Below are 26,959 nucleotides of genomic sequence, written 5' to 3' on the forward strand. Positions count from 1 at the left end.
ACCGACGTGATCTCACCCGCCACCTTCGCCTCCACAGAGGCCACTCAAGCCACGAAACCCCAGTTCAGAGCCTTACCGTCGGACTACGCAATGGCCCTGGGTTACTGCCCTCCGCGATGTGCCCGTCAGCGACCGCCCGCTTGTAGAAGCAGCGCATCGCGGAAATGAAATGCTCCGCCGCGCTGCGCCCGCCCCGATTGTTCCGACGGCGTAAAGCGTTCGCCTGGATCTCGCGCATCGCGACCTCGATCTCGGACGGGATCACCGAATCGATCCGCCGATCCGCCCACCGCTCGACAGCCTTGGCCCAATACGTGCTGTACATGCGCTGGGAGCCGGGCGAGACCGCCGCGGCGACGATCGGCACGTACTCGGCGAACGTCGGCACCGGAACACCGGATACGGTCGTATTCAACAGATCCTCGGCCGTGATCCCCATCTGCTGCAACAACATCATGGCCGCCTTCATCACCTCGGGCTTGCCCACCGCAGTCATGCGCCACCACCCAGCACGGCCGCGTGCAGGTCCGCGGTGAGATGGCCGAGCAAAGCAGCCGGGTGCACGAGCAGCAACTGCAGGCCCGGCAGCCCGGCGAGGAGCACCCGCTCCGGGCCGTCGATACGGCACGCCTGCCGCACCCGCGCCGGAACGTTCACCTGACACAGTTGATCCAGCGTGCGCATGCGCTGCCCGGCGCCCGGGGCGATCACGATCACGCCTGCACGGATAGCGAAGCCGACCTGCAGTCCAGGCTTCCAACCGAGGCTGGCCATGACGAGCTTGTCATTGATCCGCCCAGCCCGGTCCATAGCCGACAGCCCGAAGACGACATCGCGGCGCGGCAACTCCGGAACCTTCGGCAGCGGCAACGGCTTACGCAACAGCTGGCCCCGACCAGCTTCACGACGCTGACCTTGCCGATCCGGCAGCGTCAGCCGAGGGACAAGCGGTGGCAGCGGAATCGATCTCACCACGGCCACCACCAGCCGAAACGTCGGATGGAACGGTGAAGCATCGACGCTACGGCCGAGTGTTCTAGTCCAGTTCGGTTACCAATGTCTGCTTTATAGCGCCCGGACACGTTAAACCCCTGTAGGTTATTCGCGTTTCACGCGATTCCTGCCGGGGTTTTCTGCTGTCCAGGCCTTCCGGATCGCCACGGCATCCGGCACTACCGGACCACGGCCTCGCCGCCTGCCGCCGACGGTGAACGGCAACGCCAGCTGTGCCGGACCGCGCTGCGCCGGCACCGGGCTCTGGTCGGCGACGGTCGCGGTGTAACCGTCGGCACCGGGATCAGCCGGTGTCACCGGATCAAACTCGTCTGCCGATTCGACGATGGCATCCTCAATTTCGAGGGTGCCCGACCCGCAGACCACTACCAGGTCATTCGCCCGCAGATACGCACCCAGATCCTCAGCATCCCCCAGATCCGCGAGCTCGGCGTCCAGAGCTTGCAGGGTGCTGAAAAGCCGTTCCTGCGGCCAGTACACCCACGGCGGCATTCCCTCAGCGGCCAGCTGGGCACTCGTGTGACCGTGCCGGCACCGGTAGCCCGGCTTCCGGTTCAACCAGTGCGCCGACATCCGTCGCCCGCACACCGCGCAGATCAGCAACCCGGTCAGCGCATACCGGCGCACCTGCCCACTGTCGGGCTCCGCAACAGCAGTGATCCCCTGAGCTGCCAGGTAGTCGGCAGCCGACACCAGCTCCGGGTGCGTCTGCTCCGCCGAGACCACCCAGTCCGACCGCGGATTCCAGACCCGCACCGGCCCCATGCTCGACCGTTTGTCCCCCGGCACCGCCTCACGATGATCGGTGAACTGTCGATTCCACACCTGCTGGCCGGTGTACCGCGGATTCGCCAGGATCGCCGCCACCGTCCGCAACGTCCACACCGTTCTACGCCTGTGCGGATTCCGCTCCGGATCATGCGCACTCGGGGACGGCACCCCGCGCTCGTTGAGCGCCCGGGCAATGCTCGACACGCTGCACCCCTGCAACCGGCACGCGAAGATCCACCGCACGTGCGGAGCCGCGACCGGATCGATGTCCAGGCGGTGCAGCCGCCGGCCCCACTTCGCGTGCACCTTGTTCGGATGCGGCCCTGCGTCCACCAGTAGATAGCCGTACGGTGGCCGGCCGCCCAGATTTCGGCCCTGCTCCCGCACCTGCGCGGCCATCGCCGCCGACGTCCGGAACCTGTTCCGCAACACCTCCCGCTGCGACTGATGCCCGAGCATCTTCAACATCGCCCGATGCTCCGGCTCGGCCAGATCCACCGGCCCCTCGAGCTCGGGCAGCCACAGCTGCACCCCGTACGCATTCAACTGCGCGATGACCGACTGCGCCTGACCCGCGGTGAACGCCCGCTCGAACTCCGCCACTACCACCGCGTCGAACTCACACGCAGGATTCGCGGCTGCTGCGAGCAGCGCCGCCGCCTGTGGACGCCGCGTCCACGGCAGACTCCGCGACCAGCCCTCGTCGAAGAACTCGGCCACCACCCGACCCCGGCCGGCGATCAGCCGTCCAGCAGACTCCAGCTGCCACGCCCGCGACGTGGCGGGATCCTGATAACCAACCGTCGAGAAACGACCGTAGAACGCGAACCGCAAAGGACCCGGACGCGGCGGACCAGTGCGACCCCGATGCCGCGACGACGTCACGGGCGCCTGCAGCCAAGAGTCAAGTGAGTAAGTCGCCGAATATGGCGGCGCAGATGATGGCATATCGATCACCGCAATCTCAGGTGATTAACCGCCATTTATCTCTAGCACCACAGTCTTTCCAGCAACCAGGCCCGAGCCCGACAAGTCACCCTGACCGCGCTCAGGATTCACGCAGGCATCCTCCGGCAGAAGTACACCAAAGAAGCTGTCGAGCCGACCGTGCACCTCATGGTCCAGGCCGCCTATCGTGACCCGGCCACCGCCGACTACCGCGGCTTGCGCCCCAGGACGATCCGATCCAGCGCTTCTTCGCCCGCGGCGCATTCTGCCGCCTAGTCGCCTCCATCGACGTCGGGGACGACCTGGCATGCAACTTGACTCTACTGCCGAATTGAGTGCGTTCCGCATATTCATAACAAGGCATTCGACTACAGGCTCCCCCAGTCGTCGGTAGGTGCGTCGCGTTCGACAAGCGAGGCGAACCGCTCCTCTTCCTCTTCTTCGGCGCTTTTGACACGGAAACCGGGTATCCCGAGTTCGCTTTCCCAGCTCAGATCGCGGGCGAGGCCGGTTAGCGATGCCGCTGCCCGTTCCCCAGCCAGTCGAGCCCTGTCCCGTAAGGCGATCCAACCTTCTGCCCCATCGGAGGAGCGGGCGATATCCATGACATCTTCGCCCTGTAGCCGCATCTCCTGCTTCGCGAAGTGATTTTCCTCGTAATTCACCGAATTGGACTCGCTGCAAAGTGAATCAATGTTTGACCACGCGTTGGAGATTGCGAAGGTTATTCCACGGGCGTTCAGCGGGCGGGACGGATCGTCACCGCCAACCATCAACGCAATCTCGATGGACTCGCTTTGATAATACTTGATCAGCGCGACGTCATCGCCGTAGAAGAACTTCCTGGAACGAATCAGAAGCCTGCGGTCATCAGCGCTCATATGTGATGGGTCGAACAATCCGTCAAGATAGCGATCAAGCGCCTCCTGATATTTGAAATCACCAAGTGCGCCTACCCTTGCCAGGCGCACTGCGCAGAGAGCTCCATACATCTGAAGCCCCCACGGACTTCGAATCTCTCCCAGCTCTGGCATTCTCATCGCAGTTTCACCATAGCTGCCGAAACGGCCGTATCGTCGGGGGCGACGAACACACTGATCTGCCGCCGATAACGCTCGATGGGCGGAGGGCGCCGCTACGCTACGTCGAGTGCCATCGTGAATGCAGGTCCGGGTCTACCCGGCTGCCAGTCGGCGGACAGCGCCTGACGGATGCCCGCAGCGACGATGGCCGGGCGAACAGGGTCCGCTCGGTAGGCCAAGCCAGTTCCTGGGGTGGGCGTATGGAAGCGTCACCACGAGCCGTGCACCCGAGTCATCGGCGAGTTCGACGACGAACGTCAACGGTGACCATCCGAGTGCCTGGCAATAGGTCGGCCTGCGTCTGACCAGCCAGCGAAATACGACACCATCGACGGCAATGCGCCTGGACCCTCGGCTGGCCAATGCCATGAAGCGCCTCCACGACCTCGGCCGCGCTCTGCTTGGGCAGGCTATCCGGATACGGCGGCGATTACTACCGTGTTCAGGTCACGAGGGTTGGTAAGGTGCCCGGATCTAGCCGCGATCCGGGCGTGGGTAGCGGCGCTCACCACGCCAGGAAGAGCCTCCAGCCAGCTTTCGTCAGGGTGCCTTCAGCAGTCGTCGATTGGGGCGTGTTGTGACGATTCCCCAGAATCCATCCTGCCCTGCTGGAGCCCAGTTCGTCCGTCATAACCATCCAGACCGGCACCGTCTGCGTAGGTCAGCCGATTGCGAGGAGGACGCACAGCACCGTCAGGCACGCAGTCAGCGCTCCCATGCCCCAGCGTTCCACCGGGTGTCGGCCGGCGACGTTTCCCACGGTGTTCACCGCGAAGAGCAAGGCGAACCCCCAGCACGTCCACGTCAGCGCCGAGTTCTCCGACGCGGAGCCGACCACTCCACCGCGAAGAAGGAGCAGACAACCGATCGCGATCAGAACCACGGCGGTGATCAGGCTGGCGGCCCGGTACCTGGTCGGCAGCCGTCCGTCGGGCAGCGTCGCGCGGCCGCCGTAGGCGGCGTCCGCCCACGGGGCACCGGCGCTGAGCCCCAGTTGAAAGGCGGCAACGAGCACGAGCAGGCCGCAGGCGGCGAGGGCCAAGCCCTCGATCATGGGGTGGGTCATCCTGCTCCTATCCGTCGGGGCCTTCACTGACCGTCTTGAAGCGCAAGGTGATCATCCCCGTAGAAACGCATTCGGGTCGGGCGGCCCGCCGGTTCAGGCCCCAACACTCTCTGCCGAGACCAGCCGTATCAGAGAGCCTTTTCCAACCTGATCTTGCAGGTCAGGGCGGGTAGGCCGGGGCGGTAGTCGAAGAGGGCGAGGCTCCAGGTAGGACAGCAAATCGACCAAAACCCGATGCCCCGACCGGGAGCCTCGCCATGCTGTCCTACCCTGCCACGATCTCGTTGTCCAGGCGCACCCTGAACCACCTGGCCGAGCGCATCCGCGGCCACCGCCAGCAGCGCAAATCCCGATGGCGCAAGCTGGACCCGGGCCGCCAGGCCCTGCTCACCCTGGCCCATCTGCGCAACGGCGACACCTACACCCGCCTCGCCGCAGGCTTCGAGATCGGGATCGCCACCGCCTGGCGCTACGTGCAGGAAGCGATTGCGCTGCTCAGCGCCGCCGCCGATGACCTCGCCAGCGCGATGCGGCGTATCCGGCAGCTGGCGTACGCGATCCTCGACGGCACGCTGATCCCGATCGACCGGGTCGCTGACCAGCGGCCGTACTACTCCGGCAAGCACAAGCGGCACGGCGTGAACGTGCAGGTCATCGCCGACGCGGCCGGGCGGCTTGTGTGGGCCTCGCCGGCGTTGCCGGGCTCGGCCCACGATCTGAGCGCCGCCCGGATCCACGGCATCATCGACGCGCTGACCAGTGCAGACGTGATGACGTTTGCCGACAAGGGCTATCAAGGGGCCCGCGGCAGCGTGCGCACCCCGTTCAAGCGGCGCCGCTTCCGGCCGAAGCTGTCACGCCGGCAGAAGGCGGTCAACCGGGCGCACGCGAAGGTCCGCGCCCGCGGCGAGCGAGCGATCGCCACGCTCAAGACCTGGAAAATCCTGGCCAAACTGCGTTGTTGCCCGCGGCGGGCCACCACGATCGTGCAGGCCATCCTCGTCTTGCAACACGTCGAAGCCAACCGCTACGCAGGATGAAATCGGCGGCGTCCGGGCGCTGTCCGCCTCGGCTGCTCTGCCCCTCGGCTTCACCGCGGCATGGACCGTCCAGGCCGCGGCCACCGACGAAACCGGCCTGTTCGGGGTCGGAGCACTCATGCTGCTGGGCGGACTCAGCGCGGCTTGCGCGATCGTCTGCGCCCTGCTGACCGGCCTGTGGCACCGCCGCACGGCACACCGGCTCCGACGGCCGATCCGCCGCTGTCCTTGCGCACCAGACTCTCCATGAAACCCGGGGCTTTGACACCCCTGATCACCCTGACCGTCGAGCTGCGCCGTCGCGGCTTCGGCTTCGGCTTCGGCTTCGGCTTCGGCTTCGGCTTCGGCTTCGGCTTCGGCTTCGGCTTCGGCTTCGGCCTCGGCTTCAAAGAGCCTGCACGAAGCCCCTCGACACCACCACCCCGGGCGGCCGGCTGGTCTTCCGCGTCTGCAGACGCCGTGTGATTGGCGCGGCGAAATCAGACTCGTCAAGGTCGTCGGCGCCGTACCAGAACTCGACCGACACCGCCGATTCCGGAACGGCCACTTGCGGGACGACTTCCGGTCGACGTCCAGGCGCAGGCCGGCGCCGTGCTCGTAGAGAGCAGGTCGACCGCGGCCAGGGCCTGTTTGATGGTCGACGGGGCCCGGCGCAGCTGCAGCAGGTCGCGGCGCCAGGCGGTGACGGCGGCTTCGGCGCCGACCAGGTCGGTGTAGGCGTCCGGGTGCACGCCGGCGTGCTCGCCCAGCCAGCTGGTGTACGCGCCGACCTGGCGCCGGTACGCGCGGTTGGTGTGCGCGGACAACTTGCACCGGTCAGGTATCCGCTTCTGGCTAACCCATGGCCCTCGACGTGATGGGTTGCCGTCCACCTTCAGCGTTGGACAGGATCCATGGCCACGGCCTGCCCATCGACTGCGGAGCCTCCTCGATGCACATGCCCTCACCTCAAGGAAGGTAGGCTGAATCTACGTAGATTGAATCTACGTGATGTCATTCGTCTAGCGGGGGTTGGCTTTGTTCATCGGCAGACGTACCGAGTTGTCACTGCTGACCAAGCGGATCGACCACATCAAGCGAGCCGGGACAGGTCTCTCCGTCGCGATCCGTGGCCGCCGCCAGGTGGGCAAGTCACGTCTGGTCCAAGAGCTCTGTGACCGCTCCGGCCTGCCGTACCTCTACTACACCGCCGTCAAAGGGGCGTCAGTCACCGAGTCGACGACCCAGTTCCTCACCGACCTGACCGAATCGGCCCTGCCGAACGACCCCGCGTTGCTACCCGGGACGCCGCCGGCCGGCGGCTGGGGTGACATGCTGCGCCTGCTGGCCGGCACGCTGCCGGACCAGCCCTGCATCGTCGTGCTCGACGAAGTGCCCTGGCTCACCGAGCAGGACGACACCTTCGACGGCCAACTGCAGGTCGTCTGGGACCGCCTGCTGTCACTCCGGCCCGTCCTGCTGCTGCTCCTCGGCAGCGACCTGCACATGATGCAACGCCTGACCGCATACGACCGGCCGTTCTACGGCCGCGCGGACAACCTCGTCCTCGGCCCGCTGAACCTCGCCGAGACCGCCACGGCGACCGGGCTGACCGGCTCCGATGCCATCGACGCGCACCTGATCACCGGGGGCCTACCCGGGATCCTGCTGCGCTGGCCGTCCGGAACCGGCGCCGACGACTACCTCCGCGACGAGTGCACCGACCCCGCGTCACCACTGTTCACTGTTCCCGAGCAGTCCCTCGCCTCGGAATTCCCCAACCCCGACACCGCCCGCCGCGTCCTGGAGACCATCGGCGGCGACGCCCGCACTTTCGCCAACATCGCCAGCACCGCTGGAAGCCGCGACGGAACGATCCCCTCGGGCACCCTGTCCCCGCTGATGCGGCAACTCACCGACGACAAACAGGCCTTGACCGCCGACCAGCCACTCTCGACCAAAAGCGGCAAACCCGCCCTCTACCGGGTCGCCGACAGTAACTTGCGCCTCTACCTCGCCATCCTCCGCGATGTGCACAACCTGACCCAGCGCGGCCGGCCCGACGCCGGCTACACCCTGTTCCAGAATCGATGGACCAGCTGGCGCGGCCGGGCCGTGGAACCGCTCATCCGCACCTCGCTCGAACAAGCCGCCATCAACGGATCCCTGCCCTGGCCCGAAGCCCACGCCGTCGGCGGCTGGTGGAACCGGCAGTTCAACCCGGAGATCGACCTCGTCGGCGCCGACCGGACACCTGTCGCCGCGCACATCTACTTCTGCGGGTCATTGAAGTGGCTGGGAACAGCGTTCGACACTCGCGACCTGCACACCCTCCAGGAGGGCGCTCGCCAGATTCCCGGCTTCGACGCGTCGCACACCGGCCTGATCGTTGTCACTCGCTCCGGGGCGGCGTTACCCACCGATGTAGTTGACGTCATCTGGGGCCCCGACGATGTCGTTGGCGCCTGGCGAACCTGACCTATTACCCCCATCGCCAAGACGGAGACGAAGGGATCAGAGAACGACCGCACAAACTTCCGCCGGGTCCAACTCAGTGCCTGCGCGAGCCACGAACAGCGCCCACCCATGTGATCCGTCGGTGCTGCCGCGGCCGGCCGGGCTCGCGCCAAGCCCGCTGTGGAGGTGCGCACTGCAGGTCAGGCAAGCGCCGTCCGAGAGGTTCCGCTCGGACGCGCTTGCGGCTGCCTACTGCAATACGATAAATGTCGACAGCTTGGCAGGAACAATGACTTGTACCCGATCTCCGGACACAAACGAAGACCCCATGCGCAGCAGAATCGGCGCATGGGGTCTTCCTTTGTGTTGACCATCGGACACGTAAAACCCTAAAAAATCACTCTGGGTTTCGCGCAGGAATCAACCTCGCCGTTAAGCGGCGAGGTTTACTTTTTGTAGCGCGAGCATATCTTTGCTGCCCAGAGCTCTGGTTTCCCGGCGAAAGTCCTCATGCGTTCTCGATCACACCGGCCCCATCGCCGGCGCTGTTCCCGAAGATGCCCGTGATGGCAGGCAGCGCTTTCCCCGGTACGTCACCCACCAGCGCCGTCATGTCTCGCGAGCAGCGCAGCCCCGAGGAGGGGTGCCCGATGGGACGTGCTCGAACGAACCCCGCACCCACGGCGCCGACCACCGCCCGGGGCCGCCTCACCCACGACGCGCTGATCGCCGCCGGCCGCGAGATCGTCGAGGAGTACGGGTGGGGCGGGTTCACGCCCGAAGCCGTCACCCAGGCGGCCAGCGTGTCGCACGGGACCTTCTACACCTACTTCGAGTCCAAGGACGACCTGCTGCGCCGGATCGTCAAGGCCGCAGCCGACGAGATGATCGCCGCGAGCCGGATCCCGGACCTCGACGACCCGTACGCCCGGATCGTCGAGGCGAACCGCCGCTACCTGGCCGCCACCGGCGAGCCCGCGAAGGTGCTGCGGATGGTCGAACACGGCGCCCACCAGGACGGTAACCTCCGCGGCCTGCTCCTGGAGATCCGCGAGTTCTACGTCCGCAGCAGCGAGGAGAGCATCCGCCGCCTGCAGACGGCCGGCCTGGCCAACCCCGACCTCGACCTGACAGCGATCGCCCTCGGCGGCATGGTCGAGCAGGCCGCGTGATCATCAACGAACTACGCGAACCCCTCGACCCTGAGAAGATGCTCGACCACCTCTCCCGCCTCCGGGCAGCGGCCATCGGTCTGCGGCAGAGCCCGGCTTCTCAGGACGTCAGCGTGGCGTAGTGGCCGCCGATCATCATCAGGCGGTCGTGGGTGCCGACCTCCAGGATCCGGCCGTCGCCCATGACGACGATCTGGTGGGCGTTGCGGATCGTGGACAGCCTGTGGGCGATGGTGACAGTGGTACGGCCGCGAGCGAGGGCGTCCAAGGCGGTCTGCACCGCCCGCTCCGTCGAGTTGTCCAGCGCGCTGGTCGCCTCGTCCAGCACCAGGATCGGCGGGTCGCGCAGCAGTGTCCGGGCGATCGCGATCCGCTGTTTCTCCCCGCCGGAGAACCGGTGACCACGCGAGCCCACCATCGTGTCGTAGCCCTTCGGCAGCGCCATGATCACGTCGTGCACCTGTGCCGTCCGGGCGGCCCACTCCACCTGCTCGTCGGTGGCGTCCGGCCGCGCGTACCGCAGATTCTCCCGGACCGAGGTGTGCAGCAGGTACGTCTCCTGCCCGACCATGCTGATCACCCCGACCAGTTCGTTGAGCCGCAGCGCCCGCAGGTCGAACCCGTCGACGGTGATCCGGCCCGCGGTCGGGTCGTAGAGCCGCATGATCAACGCGGCCACCGTGCTCTTACCCGAACCGGTCTCGCCGACCAGGGCCAGCGACGAACCGGGCGGCACGTCCAGGGTGATGTCACTGATCGCGGGCTTCTCGTTGTCCGGATAGGTGAAACCGACGTGCTCGAACCGCAGGTGGCCGCGCACCGGCAGGGGCAGGCTGACCGGCAGGATCGGGTCGTCGACCTCGACCGGCAGGTCCAGGTATTCGAAGATCCGCGCGAACAGCGCTGTCGAACTGCTCCAGGTGACACCGACGTCGAGCAGGCTGGTCATCGGCTGGAACAGCCGGCCCTGCAGGGCGGTGAAGGCCACCACCGTGCCGATGGTCAGGTCGGCGGCACTCGGCACGATCCCCGCGCTCAGGTAGATGAGCGCCGGAATGGTGGCGAACATGATGTTCATCGTGGCGCCCCGCCAGCGCCCGGCGAGCTGCGAACGCAGTTGCAGCTCGACGAGACGAGACGACGACCCGGCGAAGCGTTCGATCAGGGCCGGGCCGGTTCCCATGATCTTGCTGAGCTGCACGCCGCTGATCGACAGGCTCTCCTCGACGATCACGTTGAGGTCGGCGAGTTCCCGCTGGCGTTTGCCGGTGATCTCCTTGCGCAGCCGGGCCATCCGGCGGGCCAGCAGCAGCGCGGGCGGCAGCGCCAGCATCGACACCAGGAACAGCTGCCAGTTCAGGGCGAGCATCGCTATCGACGTGGCGACAGCGGTGGTCACGTTCGACGCGATCGAGGTGGCTGTCGAGGTGACCACCGCCTGCATGCCGCCGATGTCGTTGGTGATGCGTGACTGGATCTCACCGGCCCGGGTGCGGGTGAAGAACGCCACCGACTGGCGGTGCAGGTGGGTGAAGACGTCCACCCGCAGCGTGTGCATGACCCGCTGGCCGGTCCCGGTGGCGATCCAGGTCTGGGTGATGCCGAACACCGCCGTCAGGACGGCGACCATGATCAGGCCGCCGACCAGCCAGCCGAGCAGCCGCACGTTCCCGGTGGGCAACGCACGGTCGATGATCTCCCGTACCAGGAACGGGGTGGCCATGTTCGTCAGCGACGACGCGACGATGATGGCCATGACCGCACTCAGCCGCCGCCAGTGCGGTTTGAACAGCCGCGCGATACGGCGCGGCGAGACGTCGGTGGAGCTAGACGACACTGCGGGCCCACTTGCGCAGTACGTTGTAGTCCGGCCGATGATGCCAGTAGCAGTCGTACAGGAACCTGTCGTTCTCGGTGGTGGACCGGTAGGCACGCTCGGAACGGGTGAAGCCGGTGCTGCCGGCCGCGTCCCGGTGCCACTGCGAGGTACGGCTCCAGACCTTCTGATCGCCGGCCTGCCAGGACAGCGACGACGCCAGGAACGGGATACCGGCGCCCCGGCAGTACCGTTCGATCGCACCCGCGGCGTCGGTCAGCAACTCCTCGGCCTCCACCACGTACGGCTGTTCCCCGGTCACCTCCCGGACCCGCCGCGCCATCTCCACCTGATGTCCGTAACCGATCTCCTCGCAGACCATGTCCGCGTTCATCGCGTAGTGCGACGGGATGACCCGCCGCGGATCACGGATGATGAAGGTGTGCCGCCCCACCTGCGGGATCCGCTCCCCACCGTTGCCGAGATAGTCGTACTCGGTGGTCTCCTTGACGAACACCGGATGGTCCATGGCCCGGTCCTCGAGATGTTTCAGCAGCTCGTCGTGGCTGGTCACGGTGTGGTCGCCGACCTCGATCCGGCCCTGCACGACGATGCTGGAGAACGGTTCGTGGAAGACCTCGTGGTCACCGCGTTCCAGCATCATCCGCAGGAACGCCGTCGACATCGACCGCGGGGTACCCCAGAGGAACAGCAGGTCCGGGCCCGTCACGCCGTCCGCCCGATCAGGCTCGCCGGGCGGATGTCCCACCAGGACTCCTCGACGTAGGCCAGGCACTCGTCGCGGCTCTGCGGCCCGAAGACCTTGCGCCAGCCAGCCGGTACGTCGATCACCTCCGGCCACAGCGAGTGCTGTCCCTCATCGTTGACGAGCACGAAGAACTCGATGTCGGTACGTTCGAACGGATTGGTCATGCCGTCGGCCCTTCGGTAGGAGTGAGGCGCAGGTGCTCGGACACCCGCGCGCCGATGATCTGCAGCACCTCGGCCCGAGCGAGCTGCCGGTGCTTGTAGTCGAGGGCCATCACGTCGACCGCGCCGGAGACGTACGGGAGCCACATCGGTGCGAAGTGGTGCTCCTGCGGCCGGGCCGCGACCGCCTCGACGAACAGGATGTCGCCCTGGAAGACCGAGAACCGGTGACTGTCGGCGATCTTGATCAGGTTCTCGTAGAAGTCGACGGTGGCCCGGCCCTTCTGCCGCATCAGGAACGAATAGGGCCCCTGCCGCTCACGCAGGTGCTCGTACAGGATGTCGCCGGTCAGGTGCGGGCGCTCAGAAGCGGGAAGGTTGAGGTCGAAGTGGTGTGCGAGGGCGTTCAGCCGCTCGACCAGGGTCACCGGGCGATGCGGCGTCGGACGGGCGTCGAGCATCGCGACCAGGGCCACCTCGTGACCGGCACGCTGCAGCTGCACACCCATCTCGTGGGCGATCTCCCCGCCGGTGCTCAGGCCGAGCAGGTGGTAGGGCCCCTCCGGCTGGACGAGGCGGATCTGCTGGACGTAGTCGGCGGCCAGCGCGGCCATGGTCGCGGGCAGTTCCTCTCCCGGGTCCAGTCCGCGGGCTTGAACCCCGTACACGCCGAAGGTCTTCGGAATGGCGTTGACCAGCGGATAGTAGAGCCAGCTGAGCCCGCCCAGCGGGTGGACGCAGAACAGCGAGACGGGGCTCGACCCGGTGCGCAGCGGCACCACCACGTCGAGGGTCGCCTCCTCGGGCTCGTCGGCGAGCCACGTCGCCAGGTCCTTCGCGGTCGGCACCGCGGAGACCACCAGCGGGTTGACGGCCACCCCGAACTCGACCTCGATCGCCCTGGTGAGCGCCTCGACGGTCTCCCGGCCGCCGCCGAGGTCGAAGAGGTTGTCCTCGGCGGCCACCGAGTCGACGCCCAGGGCCTGCGCGACCAGGGCACGCATCCGGTCCTCGGCCGAGGTCCGTTCCGGAGACACGTCCGGCAACGGGGGCAGCTCACCGACACGGTCGGCCAGATCGGCGAGTGTCAGGCTCTCGAAGACGTACCGGAAGGGCAGTTCCACCCGCATCAGCGTCCGGACCTCGTTGACCACCTGCATCGCCAGCAGCGAGTGGCCGCCGAGTGCGAAGAAGTTGTCGTCACGGCCCACCCGGTCGACGCCGAGCAGGCTGCGCCACACCTCGGCCAGGGACTCCTCGACCGGGCCGGCCGGCGGCACGTGGGCCCGTTCGCGGTCGGCCGTGCCGGGGTCGGGCAGCCGGCGGCGGTCGACCTTGCCGTTGACGGTGACCGGGAAGGCGTCCATGGCCACGAACGCCGACGGCACCAGGTGTGCGGGCACGACCGCGGGCATCTGCCGCCGCAGCCGGACCGGGTCGGGGTCGAAGCCGGTGACATACGCGACGAGGCGTTTGTCCACACCGTCACCGTGCACCATCGCGACCGCCTGCTCGACACCGTGCAGTCCGAGCAGCGCGGCCTCCACCTCGCCTAGTTCGACCCGTACGCCACGGATCTTGACCTGTTCGTCGTCGCGGCCGAGGAACTCGATCGCCCCGTCGGACCGGCGGCGGGCCCGGTCACCGGTGCGGTACATCCGCTCGCCTGGCGTGAACGGGTCGGCGACGAACCGCTGCGCGGTCAGGGCCGGTCGGTTCAGGTAGCCGCGGGCCAGCGGGCGCCCGGCGATGTAGATCTCGCCGGGCATGCCGAGCGGCACATGGTCCAGGTCCGGGCCGAGCAGGTAGACCCGTGCGTTGGCGATCGGGACGCCGATCGGCGCGCTGCGGCCCTCGTCGTCGTCACCGCACAGCCAGCTGGTCACCCCGATGGCAGCCTCGGTCGGCCCGTACAGGTTGTGGATCAGCGTCTCGGGCAGCGCCTCGGCGAAGCGGCGGCGCAGGCTGTGGGTCAGGGTCTCGCCACCGGCGATGATGTGGCGCAGGCTGGTGCAGCCGACGGCGCCGGGTTCGCGCAGGAACATCTCCAGCATCGACGGGACGAAGTCGACGAAGGTGACCTGTTCGCGCTGGATGAGGTCGACCAGGTAGCGGGGGTCGCGGTGCCCGTCGGGCCGGGCCATCACCAGGGTCGCCCCGTTGGTCAGCGCCCAGAGCAGCTCCCACACCGAGGTGTCGAAGGTGACAGGCGACTTCTGCAGCACCCGGCCCTCGGCGCCGAGGGTGAACCTGTCGTCCATCCAGGCGATCCGGTTGCTGACCGCCGCGTGGACGTTCACCACGCCCTTCGGGGTGCCCGTCGACCCGGAGGTGTAGATCGCGTACATCGCGTCCTCGCCGTCCACCGCCACACCGGGGTCGTACACCGGCTCGTTCGCGGCATCGCCGACGTCGAGCAGCAGGTGGTCGTGACCGGACAGCCGGTCCCGGGTGGCAGCGTGTGTCACGACGACCTGGACGCCGGTGTCGGCGATCATCGAGGTCAGACGGGCGGGCGGCAGGTCCGGGTCGAGCGGGACGAACGCACCACCCGACTTACCGATCGCGAGGACCGCCACGACCAGGTCGAAACTCCGCTCCACGCTCACACCGACCAGCACGTCACGGCCCACGCCCAGCGCGATCAGGCGATGCGCCAGCCGGTTGGCGCGGCGGTTCAGTTCCCGGTACGACAGGCCGGCGCCCTCGAAACGTACCGCTGTCGCGTACGGTTTCCGGCGGGCCTGTTCCCGGATCAGCTCGTGCGGCCAGCGCCGGTCGCCCCGGTCGCGGACCTCTCCGGCGCTCATCGCCTCGACGGCGAGCCGTTCCGGCCCGCTCATCAACGGCAGGACACTGATCGGTACGCCGGGTCGCGCCACCGCCTCGGTCAGCAGCCGGCCGAGCATGGCGACCATCCGCTCGGCGGTGTCGTGGTCGAACAGGTCACCGGCGTACATCACCTCACCGCCGATACCGACCGGCCGACCGGCCTCATCGAGGAACTCGACGAACTGGATGCTCAGGTCGAACTTCGCCGACCCGGATCCCACACCGACCCGCTCCGAACGCACCCCGTCCAGACCGAATCGCGCCGACTTGCCGACCTGCGAGGCGACCATCACCTGGAACAGCGGATGCCGACCCGGTACACGGGGCGGGTTCAGCTCCTCGACGACACTCTCGAAGGGCACGTCCTGGTTGCTGAACGCCAGCAGATCCTGCTCCCGTACCCGGTCGATGAGCTGGTCGAACGACGGATCCCCGGACAGGTCGGCCCGCAGCACCAGGGTGTTGACGAAGAAGCCGACCAGATCCTCCAGGGCCTCGTCGACCCGGCCGGACACCGGCCACCCGAGCGGGATGTCGGTACCGGCACCGAGACGGAACAGCACCGCGGCCACCGCCGACTGCAACACCATGAAAGTGGTGGCACCGTGCTGCCGCGCCGCCTCGGCTACCCGCTCGTGCGTCTCAGCGGGCAGCGACACCGGCACCGACCGGCCGCGATACGTCGGTTCGGCAGGCCTGCCCCGGTCGACGGGCAACGCGATCTCGTCGGGAACACCGCCGAGCAGCTCCTGCCAGTACGCGATCTGCGGCCGCGCCAGCCGAACCAGGTCACGCTGCCAGACCGCGAAGTCGGCGTACTGCACCGGCAGCTCGGTCCACCGCGGTGGATGCCCGGCCCGGCGTTGCTCGTACGCCTCGGACAGGTCACGCATCAGCGGTTTCATCGACCCACCGTCAGCGGCGACGTGGTGCACGACCAGAACCAGGACGAAGTCCTCCGGCCCGACCTCCAGCAGTCGCACCCGCAGCGGGATCCGCGCCGTCAGGTCGAAGCTCTCGCGGACCATGCGCTTGACGGTGTCCTGCCAGCCGGTCTCCGCGATCGACTCGCGAACCAGCAGCTCACCCAGCTCGGCCATCGGCACCACCTGCTGGTACGGCTGCCCGTCCAGCACCGGGAACCGGGTACGCAACGGCTCGTGCCGCCGGACCACATCGGTCACCGCAGCCCGCAGAGCAGCCTCGTCCAGACCGTCGGCGAGCCGGACCACCACCGGGATGTGATACGCCCCGTCGCCACCACGCAACTGCGCGGTCAACCACATCCGCTGCTGCGGGTACGACAGCGGCACCCGTTCCGAACGCACCTGACGCCGCAGCACCGGCCGGACACCGGTCTTCAACACCGACACCCGCCGGGCCAGGTCAGCCAGCGTCGACGTCTCGAACAGGTCCCGGACCGGCAACTCCACGTTCATCACCGACCGGACCCGGTTCACCAGCTGCGTCGCCAGCAGCGAATGACCGCCGAGCCGGTAGAACTCGTCGGTACGGCCGACCCGGGTCACCCCGAGGATCTCCTCCCACAACCGGGCCAGGCTCTGCTCCACCGCGCCGACCGGAGCGACGTAGTCGCGCTGCCCCGACTCGGCCCCCGGATCCGGCAGCGCCTTCCGGTCGACCTTGCCGTTCACCGTCACCGGCAGCACGTCGAGTTTCACCAGCACCGACGGCACCAGATGCTCCGGCACCAGCCCGGCCAGATCCCGGCGCAGTGCGGCCGGTTCCGGACCGCCGTCGTCGGTCACCACGTAGGCGACCAGCCTGCGGTCCGCGCCGTCGCCGTGCGGCACGACCACCGCCTGGTCCACTCCCGGCAGGCTCATCAGCGCCGACTCGATCTCACCCGGTTCCACCCGGACACCCCGGATCTTGACCTGGTCGTCGGCGCGGCCCCGGTACTCCAGCTGCCCGTCGGGCCGCCGCATCACCACGTCACCGGTGCGGTACATCCGCTCACCGGGCGCCCCGAACGGGTCCGCGACGAAACGATGGGCGGTCAGCCCGGTCTGCCCGGCATACCCACGGGCCACCCCGGCCCCCGCCAGGTACAGCTCACCAGTTGTCTGTTCCCGCAGCAGGTCGTCCAGCACGTACGCCCGCACGTTGGGCAACGGCCGCCCGATCGGCGGCACACCGTCACCGGCCAGCGGGTCACTCACGGTCGCCGCCACGGTGCCCTCGGTCGGCCCGTACGCGTTGAACATGCGCCGTTTGCGACTCCAGCGAGCCGCCACCGCCGGCGGGCACGCCTCCCCCGCCACGATCAGCGTCACCGACTCCGGCAGTCCTCCGGCATCCTCCACCACGGACAGCAGCGACGGCGGCAGCGTCACGTGGGTGACCCCACGGCTGCGTACCAGCTCCACCAGTTCCGGGCCGGGCACCAGCCGGGACCGGTCCGTCACCACCAGGGCCGCACCGGACAACAGCGTCGTCCACACCTCGGACACCGAAGCGTCGAAACTGACCGACGCGAACTGCAGCCGCCGGCAGCCCGGCCCCAGCCCGAAGATCTCCGTCTGCGACCGCACCAGGTTCCGAGCACTCGCATGGGTCACTACGACGCCTTTCGGTACGCCCGTCGACCCTGACGTGTAAATCAGGTAGGCGGCGTGGTCCGGCAGCAGCGCCTCATGCCGGTCGGCGTCCGTCACGGCGCCACCGTCCAACCCGGAAAGCTCGCCCGCGGTCTTCGGGTCGTCGAGCACCACCTCGGTGATCGCGGAAGAAGCTTCCAGGCGTGCGCCGGCGGTCGTGACCACGCATCGGGCCCGCGCGTCGGCCATCATGAACTCGGCCCGCACTGCCGGGTAGGCCACGTCCACCGGCACGTACGCCCCGCCGGCCTTCGACACCGCGAGGGCGGCCACCACGAACTCGACTCCGCGGGGCATCCGCAGCGCCACCACCACCTCGGGGCCGACCCCCTGGTCGATCAGCAGCCGGGCTAATCGGTTGGATCGCTCGTCCAGCTCCGCGAACGAGACCATCGCGTCGTCACACACCACGGCGGTCTCTTCGGCGCCGCGCTCCACCTGCGCGGCGAACATCTCCGGCAACGTCCACGGATCGCTCACAACGGCCTCCTCGGATGGGCGCCCGGGACCCCGGCGCCGTTGACAAGTACGACGATCTTCAAGGCCGCGAACAGACCGCCACTGTGGAGGAGAGCCACAGAAGCAGCAAGATGACGAATGTCATCACCATCGCGGTACACAAAATGGACCTCAGCCGCGTCGCCCTCTTCGAGAGGCAGACGCTGGCGCACATCATCAAGGAGGCTTCGGCCTACGAAACCGATAGGTATTGCGTAATACCGTCTCGACTGACGAAGGTCAGGAGATACCGAACGGCGCGGACCCTTCGATGCCGAGGTCCTTGCGGTCGTAGCCGCTACCTTCGCCGCGATACATCCAGCCCTTGCCAATGAACTGAAACAGGCACCAGCCGTCACCAACGGTGGTGGTTGTGCCCACCGGGGAGGCCGCCGCCCACCCCTCGGCACACTCCACCGAACCGAGCGACCAGCCCTTGGGCAGGTCAACCAGCCCTTCGAGGTCCTTCGGCTCAGGGCAGGCGGCTATCCCGGCAACGTCAGTCGACGGCGCGGGAGCAGCCGCTCCGGGGCGGACGAAGCCGGGGTGGCGCAAGCGGAAAGCGCGAACAGAACAACGGCAACGGGCAGCACCTGACGGTGACGTACAAACATTTCAGGCTCCTCAGAATCGCGACAGGCGCGCGGCGGCGAGATGAATCCTCGGCCACCGGCACAGTCCGCGATATCCCGCTTCTGTGCCATCATCCACAGTGCCTGCCGATTGGTAGCCAATTACCTCGGTCTATCATTTGGGTGCCAGACAGCCGCGCCCGCTCAGGATCACCTGAATGGCGGATCCGAGTCCGCCGAGAATCCCTCCGGGCAGGGCGATTGCGTAGTCGGTTGAGGGGTGCTTGAGCTGGGGTTTCGTGCGGGAGCTGACGGGAGCCGGGGTCCATGCAGGACGGATGCGGCCTGCTGGTGATCATGGAGCCCTTTTCATCGTGACGGTGCAGGTCAGGGCAGGGGCAGAGCCCCGAATTCGACACCGGAAGCCCTACTACGGCGTGAACGTGCAGGTCATAGCCGATGCGGCAGGCCGGCTCGTCTGGGTATCAGCAGCGTTGCCCGGTGCCGTCCACGACCTCACGGCGGCCCGCACCCGCGCCATCATCGAGGCCTCGACCAGCGCGAAGGTGATGACATTCGCCGACAAGGCCTACCAAGGTGCCCGCGGCAGCATCCGGACTTCGTTCACACGGCACCGCTACCGGCCGAAACTCTCCGCCTGGTAGGAGAAGGTCAACCGGGCTCACGCCCGGATCCGCGCCATCGGCGAACGCGTCAACGCCACCCTCAAGACGTGGAGGATCCTGACGAAACTCCGCTGCAGCCCGCACCGGGCAACCCCGATCGTCCAGGCATCCTCGTCCTGCACCACGTCGAGAACCCCGCCTACTCAGGATGAAAAACGCTCACTGCTATTCGGCACGATTCCTCCAGAGGGGTTGTGTCCATGGCTTCGGACACCGTTCGACGTCGCTCCGCGCTGTCGTGACCGGGTCGAGCACCCGGGCCGGCGAACTCGTGCTTGTCGGAGTCACCCCGCACGGAGGTATCGCGCCGACACGGGCAAACTGCCATCGATCGGTGGCACGCCGAGGGCGTTGTGGCCAGCTCCCGGCCAGGGATCCGCGACAGGCCCTCGTGAATCGCGCTGTCGATGACCGAGCGGGTCGGCGCGCTGGAGATCTCAGGAGAGTCGCTACTGCTGCCGATGCCGGCGCATCACTTCACGGGTACTTTCAATTTGAATAGTTTCTCCGCGTTTCGGAAAGCAATCTTTTCCTTGTCTTCGCGTGGCAGATCGACTCCGCGGAACCAGTCGGTCTGCTCCTTTATGTCCGCGAACGGATAGTCGGTTGCGAACATCACTCGATCCACGCTTATGTGCTTCAGCAGGAGAGTGAGCAGATGAGTCTGGGGGAATGCGCTGGTGGTGATCCAGAAGTTGTCCTGGAAGTATTGCGCGAAGGGCTTCTTGAGCGAGCTTTCGGTCGGCTCGCCCATGTCATTGACGATCCGCTCGTAGTAGAAGGGAAGACCTTCGCCCATGTGGCCGATGATGATCTTCAGTTTGGGGAATCTGTCGAAGACCCCGTACGTGATCATCCGAATGCACTGGGTCAGCACCTCCTGGTGCCAGCCATATCCGGATCCACTGAAAATGTAGGGTTGGAACTCTTTCGTGTACTGAGAGCGCGTGGTGTCGTAAAGGATCTTGAATATCTCGTCAGCTGGATAGCCGGGGTGCAGGTAGATCGGCACATCGAGAGCAACGGCACGTGCCAACACCGGCTCGAAATCGGGATGATCGAGATACTTCTTCGTGATGTGTCCGTTGGTCAGTGCGCCCAAGAAGCCATCTTCCTTAACCGAGCGTTCCAGTTCGTCCGCCGCCGCCTCCGGGCTCTGCAAGGGCAGGGTGGCGAAAGCCTTGAAGCGGCCCGGATGTTTGGCGATCGGCCCTTCTACAAGTAGCCGGTTGAGACGATAGGCAAAGTCGACGCCCTTCTTCCCCGGGACATTTTGCACTGACGGTGTATGGGCAGAGAGGATTTGAACGTTGAGTCCCCCCGTGTCCATGTCGTCGATGCGGCGTTGCCCTAGATCCGCAAGACCAATCTCCGTAAGGAACGCGATATGATCCGCATTGATGGAGTTCAGCTTCAACAACTCGGGAGTTGAAAATGTCTCCTCCGCGCCGATGAAGGGCAGGTCCCGGTCTCGCTGGTAGATGTCCGCGGTACTGTCCGCGTTCTGGTCCGGAGCCTTTTTCGGATTCTTGTCGTCGCTCACTGCCGAGGCGATGGCATGCGTGGACACGCCGGCGCCGATACCGAGTGCTGTGGCTGCGGCCAGGAAGCTACGGCGTCCCATGGAGTTCATGTCAGTCTCTCTTCCGGTTTTTGTGTGGTGCGGTGTCCGTACGGCATCCGTCGGCGAGATGCGTCAGATCGAGCCTTCGTCGCCCAGGTCTCCACCCGAGCCGTGCCCCACGACGACCTCGGCGCCCGGTCACACTGAAGCGGTGCCGGCCGGGACCCACAGGCGGCGACCGGGTACGCCGTCGCCAGAGCCACGGTGAACGCTCCGAATCTGGATAGACCGGGCGGCGTTTTCCCTGACGCCGCTGCATCCACTGTCATCACCAGCGTCTTGTCGACGGATCACCTCGCCCGTCTGACGCCGAATTCGTACCTGGTGAATCTGAGACGAACTTTAGAAGTGCTCAGGTCGGTCGTCCGAGCCGGCCGGGGCGCCCCGGCGCATGCGTCCGCGTGTTGGACTTCTGCGCCTGCCCGACCGCGCGAGTACGGGCCGTTGCGTTCTCGCTCTGCGAACCGGTGAGTCGCGATGGTGCGCGGTGATCGGCCCAGATGGCTGTTCGAGCTCACCGATGGGGTGGGCTGCCGCTACCGCGGCGCGCGGGCGGCTGGTCCTGACCGTGGACGTCAGTGCCCGGCTGCGCCTGGACGCCAACGACACGCAGTCGCGGCGCGCCTGCTGCGGCCCACTCGGGACCACGTCGCCCTGATGCTGTCCGACCCGGACGTCGTGACTGCGGCCACCCGGTCGGCGGACCTGCTGCGGAAGGTGCGCGCACTCCTGCTGGGCCTCGTCGACCACGCGCCCGCGCCGACCGCACGGGTCAACACGGTCACCGCCCGCACGGACCGGTTGACGTCTTCCTCATCCGACCCAACGGCTGCCAACCGGTCCGACCAGCACATTAATGATCGTCTCAGACTCACTCGGTACGAAGTCGGCGTCGGACAAGCGATGTAACGCTGGCGTAGGAGGAAAGATGGCAGTCAACGTAGCGCCGACCAAGGAAACGCCGCCCGGCCCGGTGCCGAGCCGGTGGGTACCGTGGCTGGTGATCGGCTTGTGGGTGGCGCTGGCGGCGGTCATGGTGCCGCTGAGCGGGAAGCTGAGCTCGGTGACCAAAGACAGGGCCGTGGACGCCCTGCCCGCCAGTGCCGACTCCACCAAGGTGGCGGCACTGGAGGACAAGCTGCCCGGTGGTGAGGAAAACACGTTCGTCTTCGTGTACCACCGTGCCGGCGGTGTCACCGCCGACGACCGTGCGTCGGTCGAGCGTCATTACAACACCATGGCCACGCGGTACCCGCCGAAGGTGACGCCGCCGGCTGGCGAGAACGACGAGGGCCCGCCGACGCAAATCTCCAACGACGGCAAGGCGATGATGTTCACCCTCAACGTGAGCACGAGCTACGGCGAACCGGCGGTCCTCACCGGCCCGATGCGTGACATCGCGAAGGACCGCCCCGCCGGGCTGGACCTCGACGTGACCGGACCGGCAGGGATCGACGCCGATATGGACGCTGTCTTCGACGGCATCGACGTGCAGGTCTTCCTTACCACCGTCATCGTCGTCACCATCCTGCTCATCCTCACCTACCGCAGCCCGGTGTTGTGGTTCATTCCGCTGGTGGCGGTGGGTGTGGCCGCGCTGACCTCGATGGCGACCGTCTACCTGCTCGTCAAGGGCTTCGGCCTCGTGATCAACAGCCAGAACTCGGCGCTGCTGACGATTCTGGTGTTCGGCGTCGGCACGGACTACGCGCTGTTGCTCATCGCCCGATATCGGGAGGCACTGCACCAGCACGAAAACGTCCGAGTCGCGATGCTCCACGCACTACGCGGCGCGGCACCGGCCATCGTCGCATCTGCGGCCACCGTCATCGGCGGCCTGCTCTGCCTGCTCGCCGCGGACCTGAACGAAACCCGCGGGCTGGGCCCGATCGGTGCGGCCGGCATCCTGTGCGCCCTGGTGGCCATGCTGACCCTGTTCCCGGCGGTGCTCGTGGTGCTCGGCCGGCGGATCTTCTGGCCAGCCATCCCACGGTTCGGCACGGCCATGCAGCAGAAGCCCGGGCTGTGGGGACGCCTCGGCGCCGCCATCAGCCGCCGCCGTTGGGTGGCGACGCTCGCTTCGCTGGGAGTCCTCGGCGTGCTCACCATCGGGCTGACGGGCAACACCAGCATCCTGCGGGAGCAGGATCAGTTCCTGTCCACGCCGGAATCGGTCACCGGCTTCACCGTTCTGCGCGAGCACTTCCCGGAGCTCGGGGGCCAGCCGATGACGGTCTTCACGCGGGCGGCATACCAGGAGCAGGTTCTCGACGTCGTCAAGCACACCCCCGGTGTGGCACAGGTCGAAACGGGTGAGACCAAGGAGGGCTGGGTCGACATCTCCGTGTTCCCGAAGGACGCGCCGGACACCACTGCGGAGTACGACACGATCAGGCGGGTGCGCGCCGCCGTGCACACGGTGAACGGGGCGGAAGCGCTCGTTGGCGGGCCGAGCGCAGAGCACCTCGACACTGACGTGACCACCAGGCGCGATCAGAAGGTGGTGATCCCGCTGGTCCTCGCCGTCGTCCTGATCATCCTCGGGCTACTACTGCGCGCAATCGTGGCCCCGCTGATGCTGATGGCCACCGTGATCGTCTCCTTCGCCGCAGCCTTCGGCGGCAGCGTGTTCATCTTCGAGATGATCCTCGGGTTCAAGGGCATCGACTACTCGGTGCCTCTGCTGGCCTTCATGTTCCTAGTGGCGCTCGGCGTCGACTACAACATCTTCCTGACCCACCGGGCCCGGGAGGAGACCGTGCGCCTTGGCACCAGAGACGGCATCCTCAAGGCACTCTCCGCCACCGGCGGCGTCATCACCTCGGCCGGCCTGGTCCTGGCGGCCACGTTCGCGGTCCTCGTCTCACTTCCGCTGGTGATGCTGGTCGAGCTCGGATTCCTGGTCGCCTTCGGTGTGCTGCTCGACGCCCTGCTGGTGCGGTCGGTCCTGGTGCCCGCCCTCACCCTGCTGATCGGCCGCCGGATCTGGTGGCCCAGCCGGCTGTCCCGGCCAGCGGCGGAGACGCCGCCGACAGCACGGCACTCGCTCGCCGACGACCAGGAGCCCGTACTGCAACGGTGAACGCGCCGGGCGAGCAGACAGTGCCCACGGCCGGGCCGCCAGAGAGACCCGCGCCCACCAATACTCGCGTGGTCCGTGAGCATCTGGATCGACCGAAATCCGCGACCAGGCCCGACCTGGCAAACCGGCGATCAGCTCGGCCACACGGACGCGGCCCCTGCTGGTGGTGACCACGTCGTCGTTGCAACGCGTCGCCCGCGCAGCCGGCACTCCGCGGCGAAAGCCCGGGCCAGCGTCTGCAGGGCCATCTCGGTCTTCGTGGCGAAGCCCACCTCGTCGGGATCCCAGCAGCCCGGCAGCGCTCGCGGTCATCGGTCCAGGCCGCGGGCAGATACAACCGCCGGTCGATCAACGCGAGTCCCCGCATGGAGCGGCAGGCCAGAAAGACGCCGATCTGGCAGTTCTCGATCCGCCCCGCGGCACCGGAATACTGCCGGGCCACCCCAGCGGGGTGCATCCCGTCTGGTGACAGGTCGCCGGCCCGCTCGGCCAAGGTCCAGCCGTCGTGCATCCGTGAGCACGGCAAAGCGGCGGCATCTTTAATACTGACCTCAGGTTGGTCGGGGAGGATGAGCGTCGAAGACATCGATCAGAGGGGTGGGCGGGCGTGCGGATCATGATCGCGGATGATGAGGCGGCCATCCGTGAGTCGCTGGAGCGCGTGCTCCAGGTCGAGGGGTATGACACCAGCACCGTCGCCAACGGTCTCGCCGTACTCGACGGGGTCGCCGGGGCCGGCGGCGACACGCTGGATCTGCTGATCCTGGACGTGATGATGCCCCGCCTCGGCGGGTTGGAGACCTGCCGGCGGTTGCGGGCGGCGGGCCGGGATCTGCCCGTGTTGATGCTGACTGCCCGGGATCAGGTCTCCGACCGGGTCGCGGGCCTGGACGCGGGCGCGGACGACTATCTGCCCAAGCCGTTCGCCACCGAGGAGTTGCTGGCCCGGGTGCGGGCCCTGCTGCGCCGGCGCGCGCCGGCCGGCGGGGAGTCGCCGGTCCTGTCGTTCGCCGACGTGCGGCTCGATCCCGACCGGTTCGAGGCGTGGCGTGGCGGGCGGTCGCTGCGCCTGACCCGGACCGAGTTCTCCCTCCTGGAGGTCCTGGTGCGCAACGCGACCCGGGTGCTGAGCCGCGACGCGCTGTTCGAGGCGATCTGGGGTTTCGACATGAGCACCACCGCCAACAACCTCCAGGTGTACGTGAGCTATCTGCGCCGCAAGATGGAGGCCGAGGGTGAGCCCCGATTGATCTACACGCTGCGCGGACTGGGATACACGTTGCGGGAGACTCCTCCGTGACCAGGTCCGGGGGCCGGGGGCCGCGTCGGTGGATCCGGTGGTGGCGCCGACAGTCCTTGCGAACCAGGATGACGGTGATCGCAGCGACCGCCATCGCGGTCAGCGTGTTCGTGTCCTTCCAAGTGGCCAGCGAGCTGATGGACCGCAAGCTACGGGCCACCGCCGCAGATCAGCTGCACGCCGACTCCCGCGTCCTGGCAGCCAACGCGGAGCGCGCCGGTCTGGCGCAGGTCCCGCTGCCGCCGTACCCGGGATCCGGCAGGTTGGTGCGGGTCATCCTGCCCGACGGTTCGACCCGGACGCCGGTCGGCCAGCCGGCGCTGCCCCCGGTCAGCGAGGACGCCCGGCGCGTGGCGCAAGGCGCGGCTACCGACCTGCTGGAGTCGACCGACTGGAACGACGGCTACCGCGTCTACACGCTGCGGTCGGGCGACGGCGCGGTTCAGGTGGCCGACCTTGCCGACGACAGCCCGATAAACGAGTTCGGGTTCGGCATGCTGTTGATCGGGCTGTTCTGCGTGGCCGGTGGCGCCCTGGTCGGGCGGGCCGTGGCCCGGACCGGGCTGGCACCGATCGACCGGCTGACCGCCGCCGCGGTACATGTCGCGCAGACCCGGGATCTCGACGCCGACATCCCGGACGAGGGCGGCGGGGAGATCCGGCGGCTGACCCAGTCGATCAACAACATGCTCACCGCGCTGCGGGACTCCCGGCAGGCCCAGCGGCTGCTCGCCGAGGACGCCGCGCACGAGCTCAGGACCCCGCTCACCAGCCTGCGCCTCAACGTCGAGCTGCTGATCCGGCTCGATCGGCGCGGTACCCTGGACAGCGCGCTGCCGGCGGAGAGCCGGACCCGGCTGCTCCACGATCTCGGCGCCCAGCTGGCCGAGCTGAGCACCCTCGCCGCCGAGTTGACCGAGGTGGCCCGCGGCGATGTCAGCGACGAGAGCACCGAGCTGATCGACCTCGCCGACGTGGTGGTGGCCGCCGCGACCCGGGCCCGTTCGCGCATGCCCGACATCGAGGTCGCGCTCGACGTGAGCTCCGTGTGGGTGAGTGGGCGGCCCGCGGCGCTGCAGCGGGCTGTGCTCAACCTCATCGACAACGCCGGCAAGTGGTCCCCCGCGGACCAGCCGGTCCAGGTCCGGCTCTTCACCGAGGGCGCGTGGGCGGTGCTCGAGGTCGACGACGCCGGCCCGGGTATCGACGCCGCCGACGTACCGCGGGTTTTCGACCGGTTCTACCGTGCCGACAGCGCCCGGGCGTTGCCGGGATCTGGTCTCGGACTGTCGATCGTGCAGCGGGTCGTCGATGCCCACGGCGGCCGGGCCGGCGTCGCCCGCTCCGCACGCGGTGGCGCGCTGCTTCAGGTCGGCCTTCCGGCCGCCTCCCCGCCCACCACAAGCGAGTGGTTGACCGCCGGGGAGGACACCGCGGTGCGCTGATGCGCCTCTGGGTGCGGCCGCCGA

General features: G+C 67.6%; 19 protein-coding genes and 3 pseudogenes. 8 read left to right on the forward strand and 14 right to left on the reverse strand.

The window, feature by feature from the left end:
* Positions 1-64: 64 nt before the first annotated feature.
* The 5 genes from ADL15_RS33455 to ADL15_RS33475 form a co-directional block, all read right to left on the reverse strand.
* Entirely contained in the window at positions 65-496 is a 432-nt protein-coding gene (locus tag ADL15_RS33455) for an integrase (protein ID WP_067699518.1), read from the reverse strand.
* On the reverse strand, positions 493-984 hold the full coding sequence (locus tag ADL15_RS33460) for a hypothetical protein (protein ID WP_157441757.1): 492 nt from the start codon (positions 982-984) through the stop codon (positions 493-495). Before ADL15_RS33460 ends, ADL15_RS33455 begins: the two co-directional genes overlap by 4 nt.
* 114 nt (positions 985-1,098) lie before the next feature.
* Positions 1,099-2,733, reverse strand: a complete 1,635-nt coding sequence (locus tag ADL15_RS33465) for a recombinase family protein (RefSeq protein WP_157441781.1) — start codon at positions 2,731-2,733, stop codon at positions 1,099-1,101.
* A gap of 368 nt (positions 2,734-3,101) precedes the next feature.
* Positions 3,102-3,704, reverse strand: a complete 603-nt coding sequence (locus ADL15_RS33470; RefSeq protein ID WP_198171120.1) for a hypothetical protein — start codon at positions 3,702-3,704, stop codon at positions 3,102-3,104.
* 772 nt (positions 3,705-4,476) lie between these two features.
* Positions 4,477-4,881 (reverse strand): hypothetical protein, encoded by a 405-nt coding sequence (locus ADL15_RS33475; protein ID WP_157441759.1) that lies wholly within the window; start codon positions 4,879-4,881, stop codon positions 4,477-4,479.
* A 257-nt stretch (positions 4,882-5,138) separates the two neighbouring features.
* On the opposite strand from ADL15_RS33475, the gene ADL15_RS33480 reads away from it, so the two are divergent.
* Positions 5,139-5,921 carry a transposase family protein gene (locus ADL15_RS33480; protein ID WP_067699523.1) on the forward strand — a complete coding sequence of 261 codons (783 nt, stop codon included), beginning with the start codon at positions 5,139-5,141 and terminating at the stop codon, positions 5,919-5,921.
* A gap of 261 nt (positions 5,922-6,182) precedes the next feature.
* Positions 6,183-6,386 (forward strand): hypothetical protein, encoded by a 204-nt coding sequence (locus ADL15_RS54580; protein WP_198171121.1) that lies wholly within the window; start codon positions 6,183-6,185, stop codon positions 6,384-6,386.
* A gap of 23 nt (positions 6,387-6,409) precedes the next feature.
* Here the strand turns inward: ADL15_RS54580 and ADL15_RS33490 are convergent, their stop codons facing one another.
* Positions 6,410-6,727 (reverse strand): hypothetical protein, encoded by a 318-nt coding sequence (locus ADL15_RS33490; RefSeq protein WP_067699528.1) that lies wholly within the window; start codon positions 6,725-6,727, stop codon positions 6,410-6,412.
* 211 nt (positions 6,728-6,938) lie between these two features.
* Here ADL15_RS33490 and ADL15_RS33495 point away from each other — a divergent pair, with 211 nt between their 5' ends.
* Together ADL15_RS33495 and ADL15_RS33500 are read left to right on the forward strand one after the other, a co-directional pair.
* Positions 6,939-8,378 carry an ATP-binding protein gene (locus ADL15_RS33495; RefSeq protein WP_198171122.1) on the forward strand — a complete coding sequence of 480 codons (1,440 nt, stop codon included), beginning with the start codon at positions 6,939-6,941 and terminating at the stop codon, positions 8,376-8,378.
* 629 nt (positions 8,379-9,007) lie between these two features.
* The gene (locus tag ADL15_RS33500; RefSeq protein WP_067699530.1) at positions 9,008-9,529 is read left to right on the forward strand and encodes a TetR/AcrR family transcriptional regulator; all 522 of its coding nucleotides are present in this window, start codon (positions 9,008-9,010) and stop codon (positions 9,527-9,529) included.
* A gap of 100 nt (positions 9,530-9,629) precedes the next feature.
* Here the strand turns inward: ADL15_RS33500 and ADL15_RS33505 are convergent, their stop codons facing one another.
* The 5 genes from ADL15_RS33505 to ADL15_RS53395 all read right to left on the reverse strand — a co-directional run bounded on the left by ADL15_RS33505 (position 9,630) and on the right by ADL15_RS53395 (position 18,781).
* On the reverse strand, positions 9,630-11,366 hold the full coding sequence (locus ADL15_RS33505) for an ABC transporter ATP-binding protein (protein WP_232344719.1): 1,737 nt from the start codon (positions 11,364-11,366) through the stop codon (positions 9,630-9,632).
* Entirely contained in the window at positions 11,356-12,114 is a 759-nt protein-coding gene (locus ADL15_RS33510) for a sulfotransferase-like domain-containing protein (RefSeq protein ID WP_157441763.1), read from the reverse strand. Before ADL15_RS33510 ends, ADL15_RS33505 begins: the two co-directional genes overlap by 11 nt.
* Positions 12,072-12,278: an MbtH family protein gene (locus tag ADL15_RS33515; protein WP_067699533.1), complete on the reverse strand. Its 207-nt coding sequence runs from the start codon at positions 12,276-12,278 to the stop codon at positions 12,072-12,074. Before ADL15_RS33515 ends, ADL15_RS33510 begins: the two co-directional genes overlap by 43 nt.
* Positions 12,275-18,208, reverse strand: a complete 5,934-nt coding sequence (locus ADL15_RS33520; protein WP_067699535.1) for a non-ribosomal peptide synthetase — start codon at positions 18,206-18,208, stop codon at positions 12,275-12,277. Before ADL15_RS33520 ends, ADL15_RS33515 begins: the two co-directional genes overlap by 4 nt.
* A gap of 258 nt (positions 18,209-18,466) precedes the next feature.
* Complete coding sequence (locus ADL15_RS53395) at positions 18,467-18,781, reverse strand: hypothetical protein (RefSeq protein ID WP_157441764.1); 315 nt, start codon at positions 18,779-18,781, stop codon at positions 18,467-18,469.
* Between the two features lie 424 nt (positions 18,782-19,205).
* On the opposite strand from ADL15_RS53395, the pseudogene ADL15_RS33525 reads away from it, so the two are divergent.
* A pseudogene (locus ADL15_RS33525) lies at positions 19,206-19,636 on the forward strand (transposase family protein); the annotation flags it as partial.
* 320 nt (positions 19,637-19,956) lie between these two features.
* On the opposite strand, the gene ADL15_RS33530 reads toward ADL15_RS33525, so the two are convergent.
* Positions 19,957-21,117 (reverse strand): amidohydrolase family protein, encoded by a 1,161-nt coding sequence (locus ADL15_RS33530; protein WP_067699537.1) that lies wholly within the window; start codon positions 21,115-21,117, stop codon positions 19,957-19,959.
* A gap of 919 nt (positions 21,118-22,036) precedes the next feature.
* On the opposite strand from ADL15_RS33530, the gene ADL15_RS33540 reads away from it, so the two are divergent.
* The gene (locus ADL15_RS33540) at positions 22,037-24,190 is read left to right on the forward strand and encodes an MMPL family transporter (RefSeq protein WP_067699543.1); all 2,154 of its coding nucleotides are present in this window, start codon (positions 22,037-22,039) and stop codon (positions 24,188-24,190) included.
* 2 nt (positions 24,191-24,192) lie between these two features.
* Here the strand turns inward: ADL15_RS33540 and ADL15_RS57405 are convergent.
* Positions 24,193-24,322: pseudogene (locus ADL15_RS57405) on the reverse strand (IS701 family transposase); the annotation flags it as partial.
* A gap of 77 nt (positions 24,323-24,399) precedes the next feature.
* A pseudogene (locus ADL15_RS57410) lies at positions 24,400-24,641 on the reverse strand (transposase); the annotation flags it as partial.
* Positions 24,642-24,806: 165 nt separating this feature from the next.
* Between ADL15_RS57410 and ADL15_RS33545 the strand changes: the two are divergent.
* Together ADL15_RS33545 and ADL15_RS33550 are read left to right on the forward strand one after the other, a co-directional pair.
* Positions 24,807-25,490 (forward strand): response regulator transcription factor, encoded by a 684-nt coding sequence (locus ADL15_RS33545; protein ID WP_203824810.1) that lies wholly within the window; start codon positions 24,807-24,809, stop codon positions 25,488-25,490.
* Between the two features lie 68 nt (positions 25,491-25,558).
* On the forward strand, positions 25,559-26,935 hold the full coding sequence (locus ADL15_RS33550; RefSeq protein ID WP_232344720.1) for a HAMP domain-containing sensor histidine kinase: 1,377 nt from the start codon (positions 25,559-25,561) through the stop codon (positions 26,933-26,935).
* Positions 26,936-26,959 lie beyond the last annotated feature (24 nt).

It is taken from the genome of Actinoplanes awajinensis subsp. mycoplanecinus (assembly GCF_001509495.1).
Taxonomy (GTDB): Bacteria; Actinomycetota; Actinomycetes; order Mycobacteriales; family Micromonosporaceae; genus Actinoplanes; species Actinoplanes palleronii.

Bases quoted from the DNA above. Each gene is read 5' to 3' on its own strand.
- ADL15_RS33475 (WP_157441759.1), bottom strand. From the start codon at position 4,881: ATGACCCACCCCATGATCGAGGGCTTGGCCCTCGCCGCCTGCGGCCTG.
- ADL15_RS33515 (WP_067699533.1), bottom strand. From the start codon at position 12,278: ATGACCAATCCGTTCGAACGTACCGACATCGAGTTCTTCGTGCTCGTC.
- ADL15_RS33500 (WP_067699530.1), top strand. From the start codon at position 9,008: ATGGGACGTGCTCGAACGAACCCCGCACCCACGGCGCCGACCACCGCC.
- ADL15_RS33480 (WP_067699523.1), top strand. From the start codon at position 5,139: ATGCTGTCCTACCCTGCCACGATCTCGTTGTCCAGGCGCACCCTGAAC.
- ADL15_RS33550 (WP_232344720.1), top strand. From the start codon at position 25,559: ATGACGGTGATCGCAGCGACCGCCATCGCGGTCAGCGTGTTCGTGTCC.
- ADL15_RS33530 (WP_067699537.1), bottom strand. From the start codon at position 21,117: ATGAACTCCATGGGACGCCGTAGCTTCCTGGCCGCAGCCACAGCACTC.
- ADL15_RS33540 (WP_067699543.1), top strand. From the start codon at position 22,037: ATGGCAGTCAACGTAGCGCCGACCAAGGAAACGCCGCCCGGCCCGGTG.
- ADL15_RS33465 (WP_157441781.1), bottom strand. From the start codon at position 2,733: ATGCCATCATCTGCGCCGCCATATTCGGCGACTTACTCACTTGACTCT.
- ADL15_RS33455 (WP_067699518.1), bottom strand. From the start codon at position 496: ATGACTGCGGTGGGCAAGCCCGAGGTGATGAAGGCGGCCATGATGTTG.
- ADL15_RS33545 (WP_203824810.1), top strand. From the start codon at position 24,807: ATGATCGCGGATGATGAGGCGGCCATCCGTGAGTCGCTGGAGCGCGTG.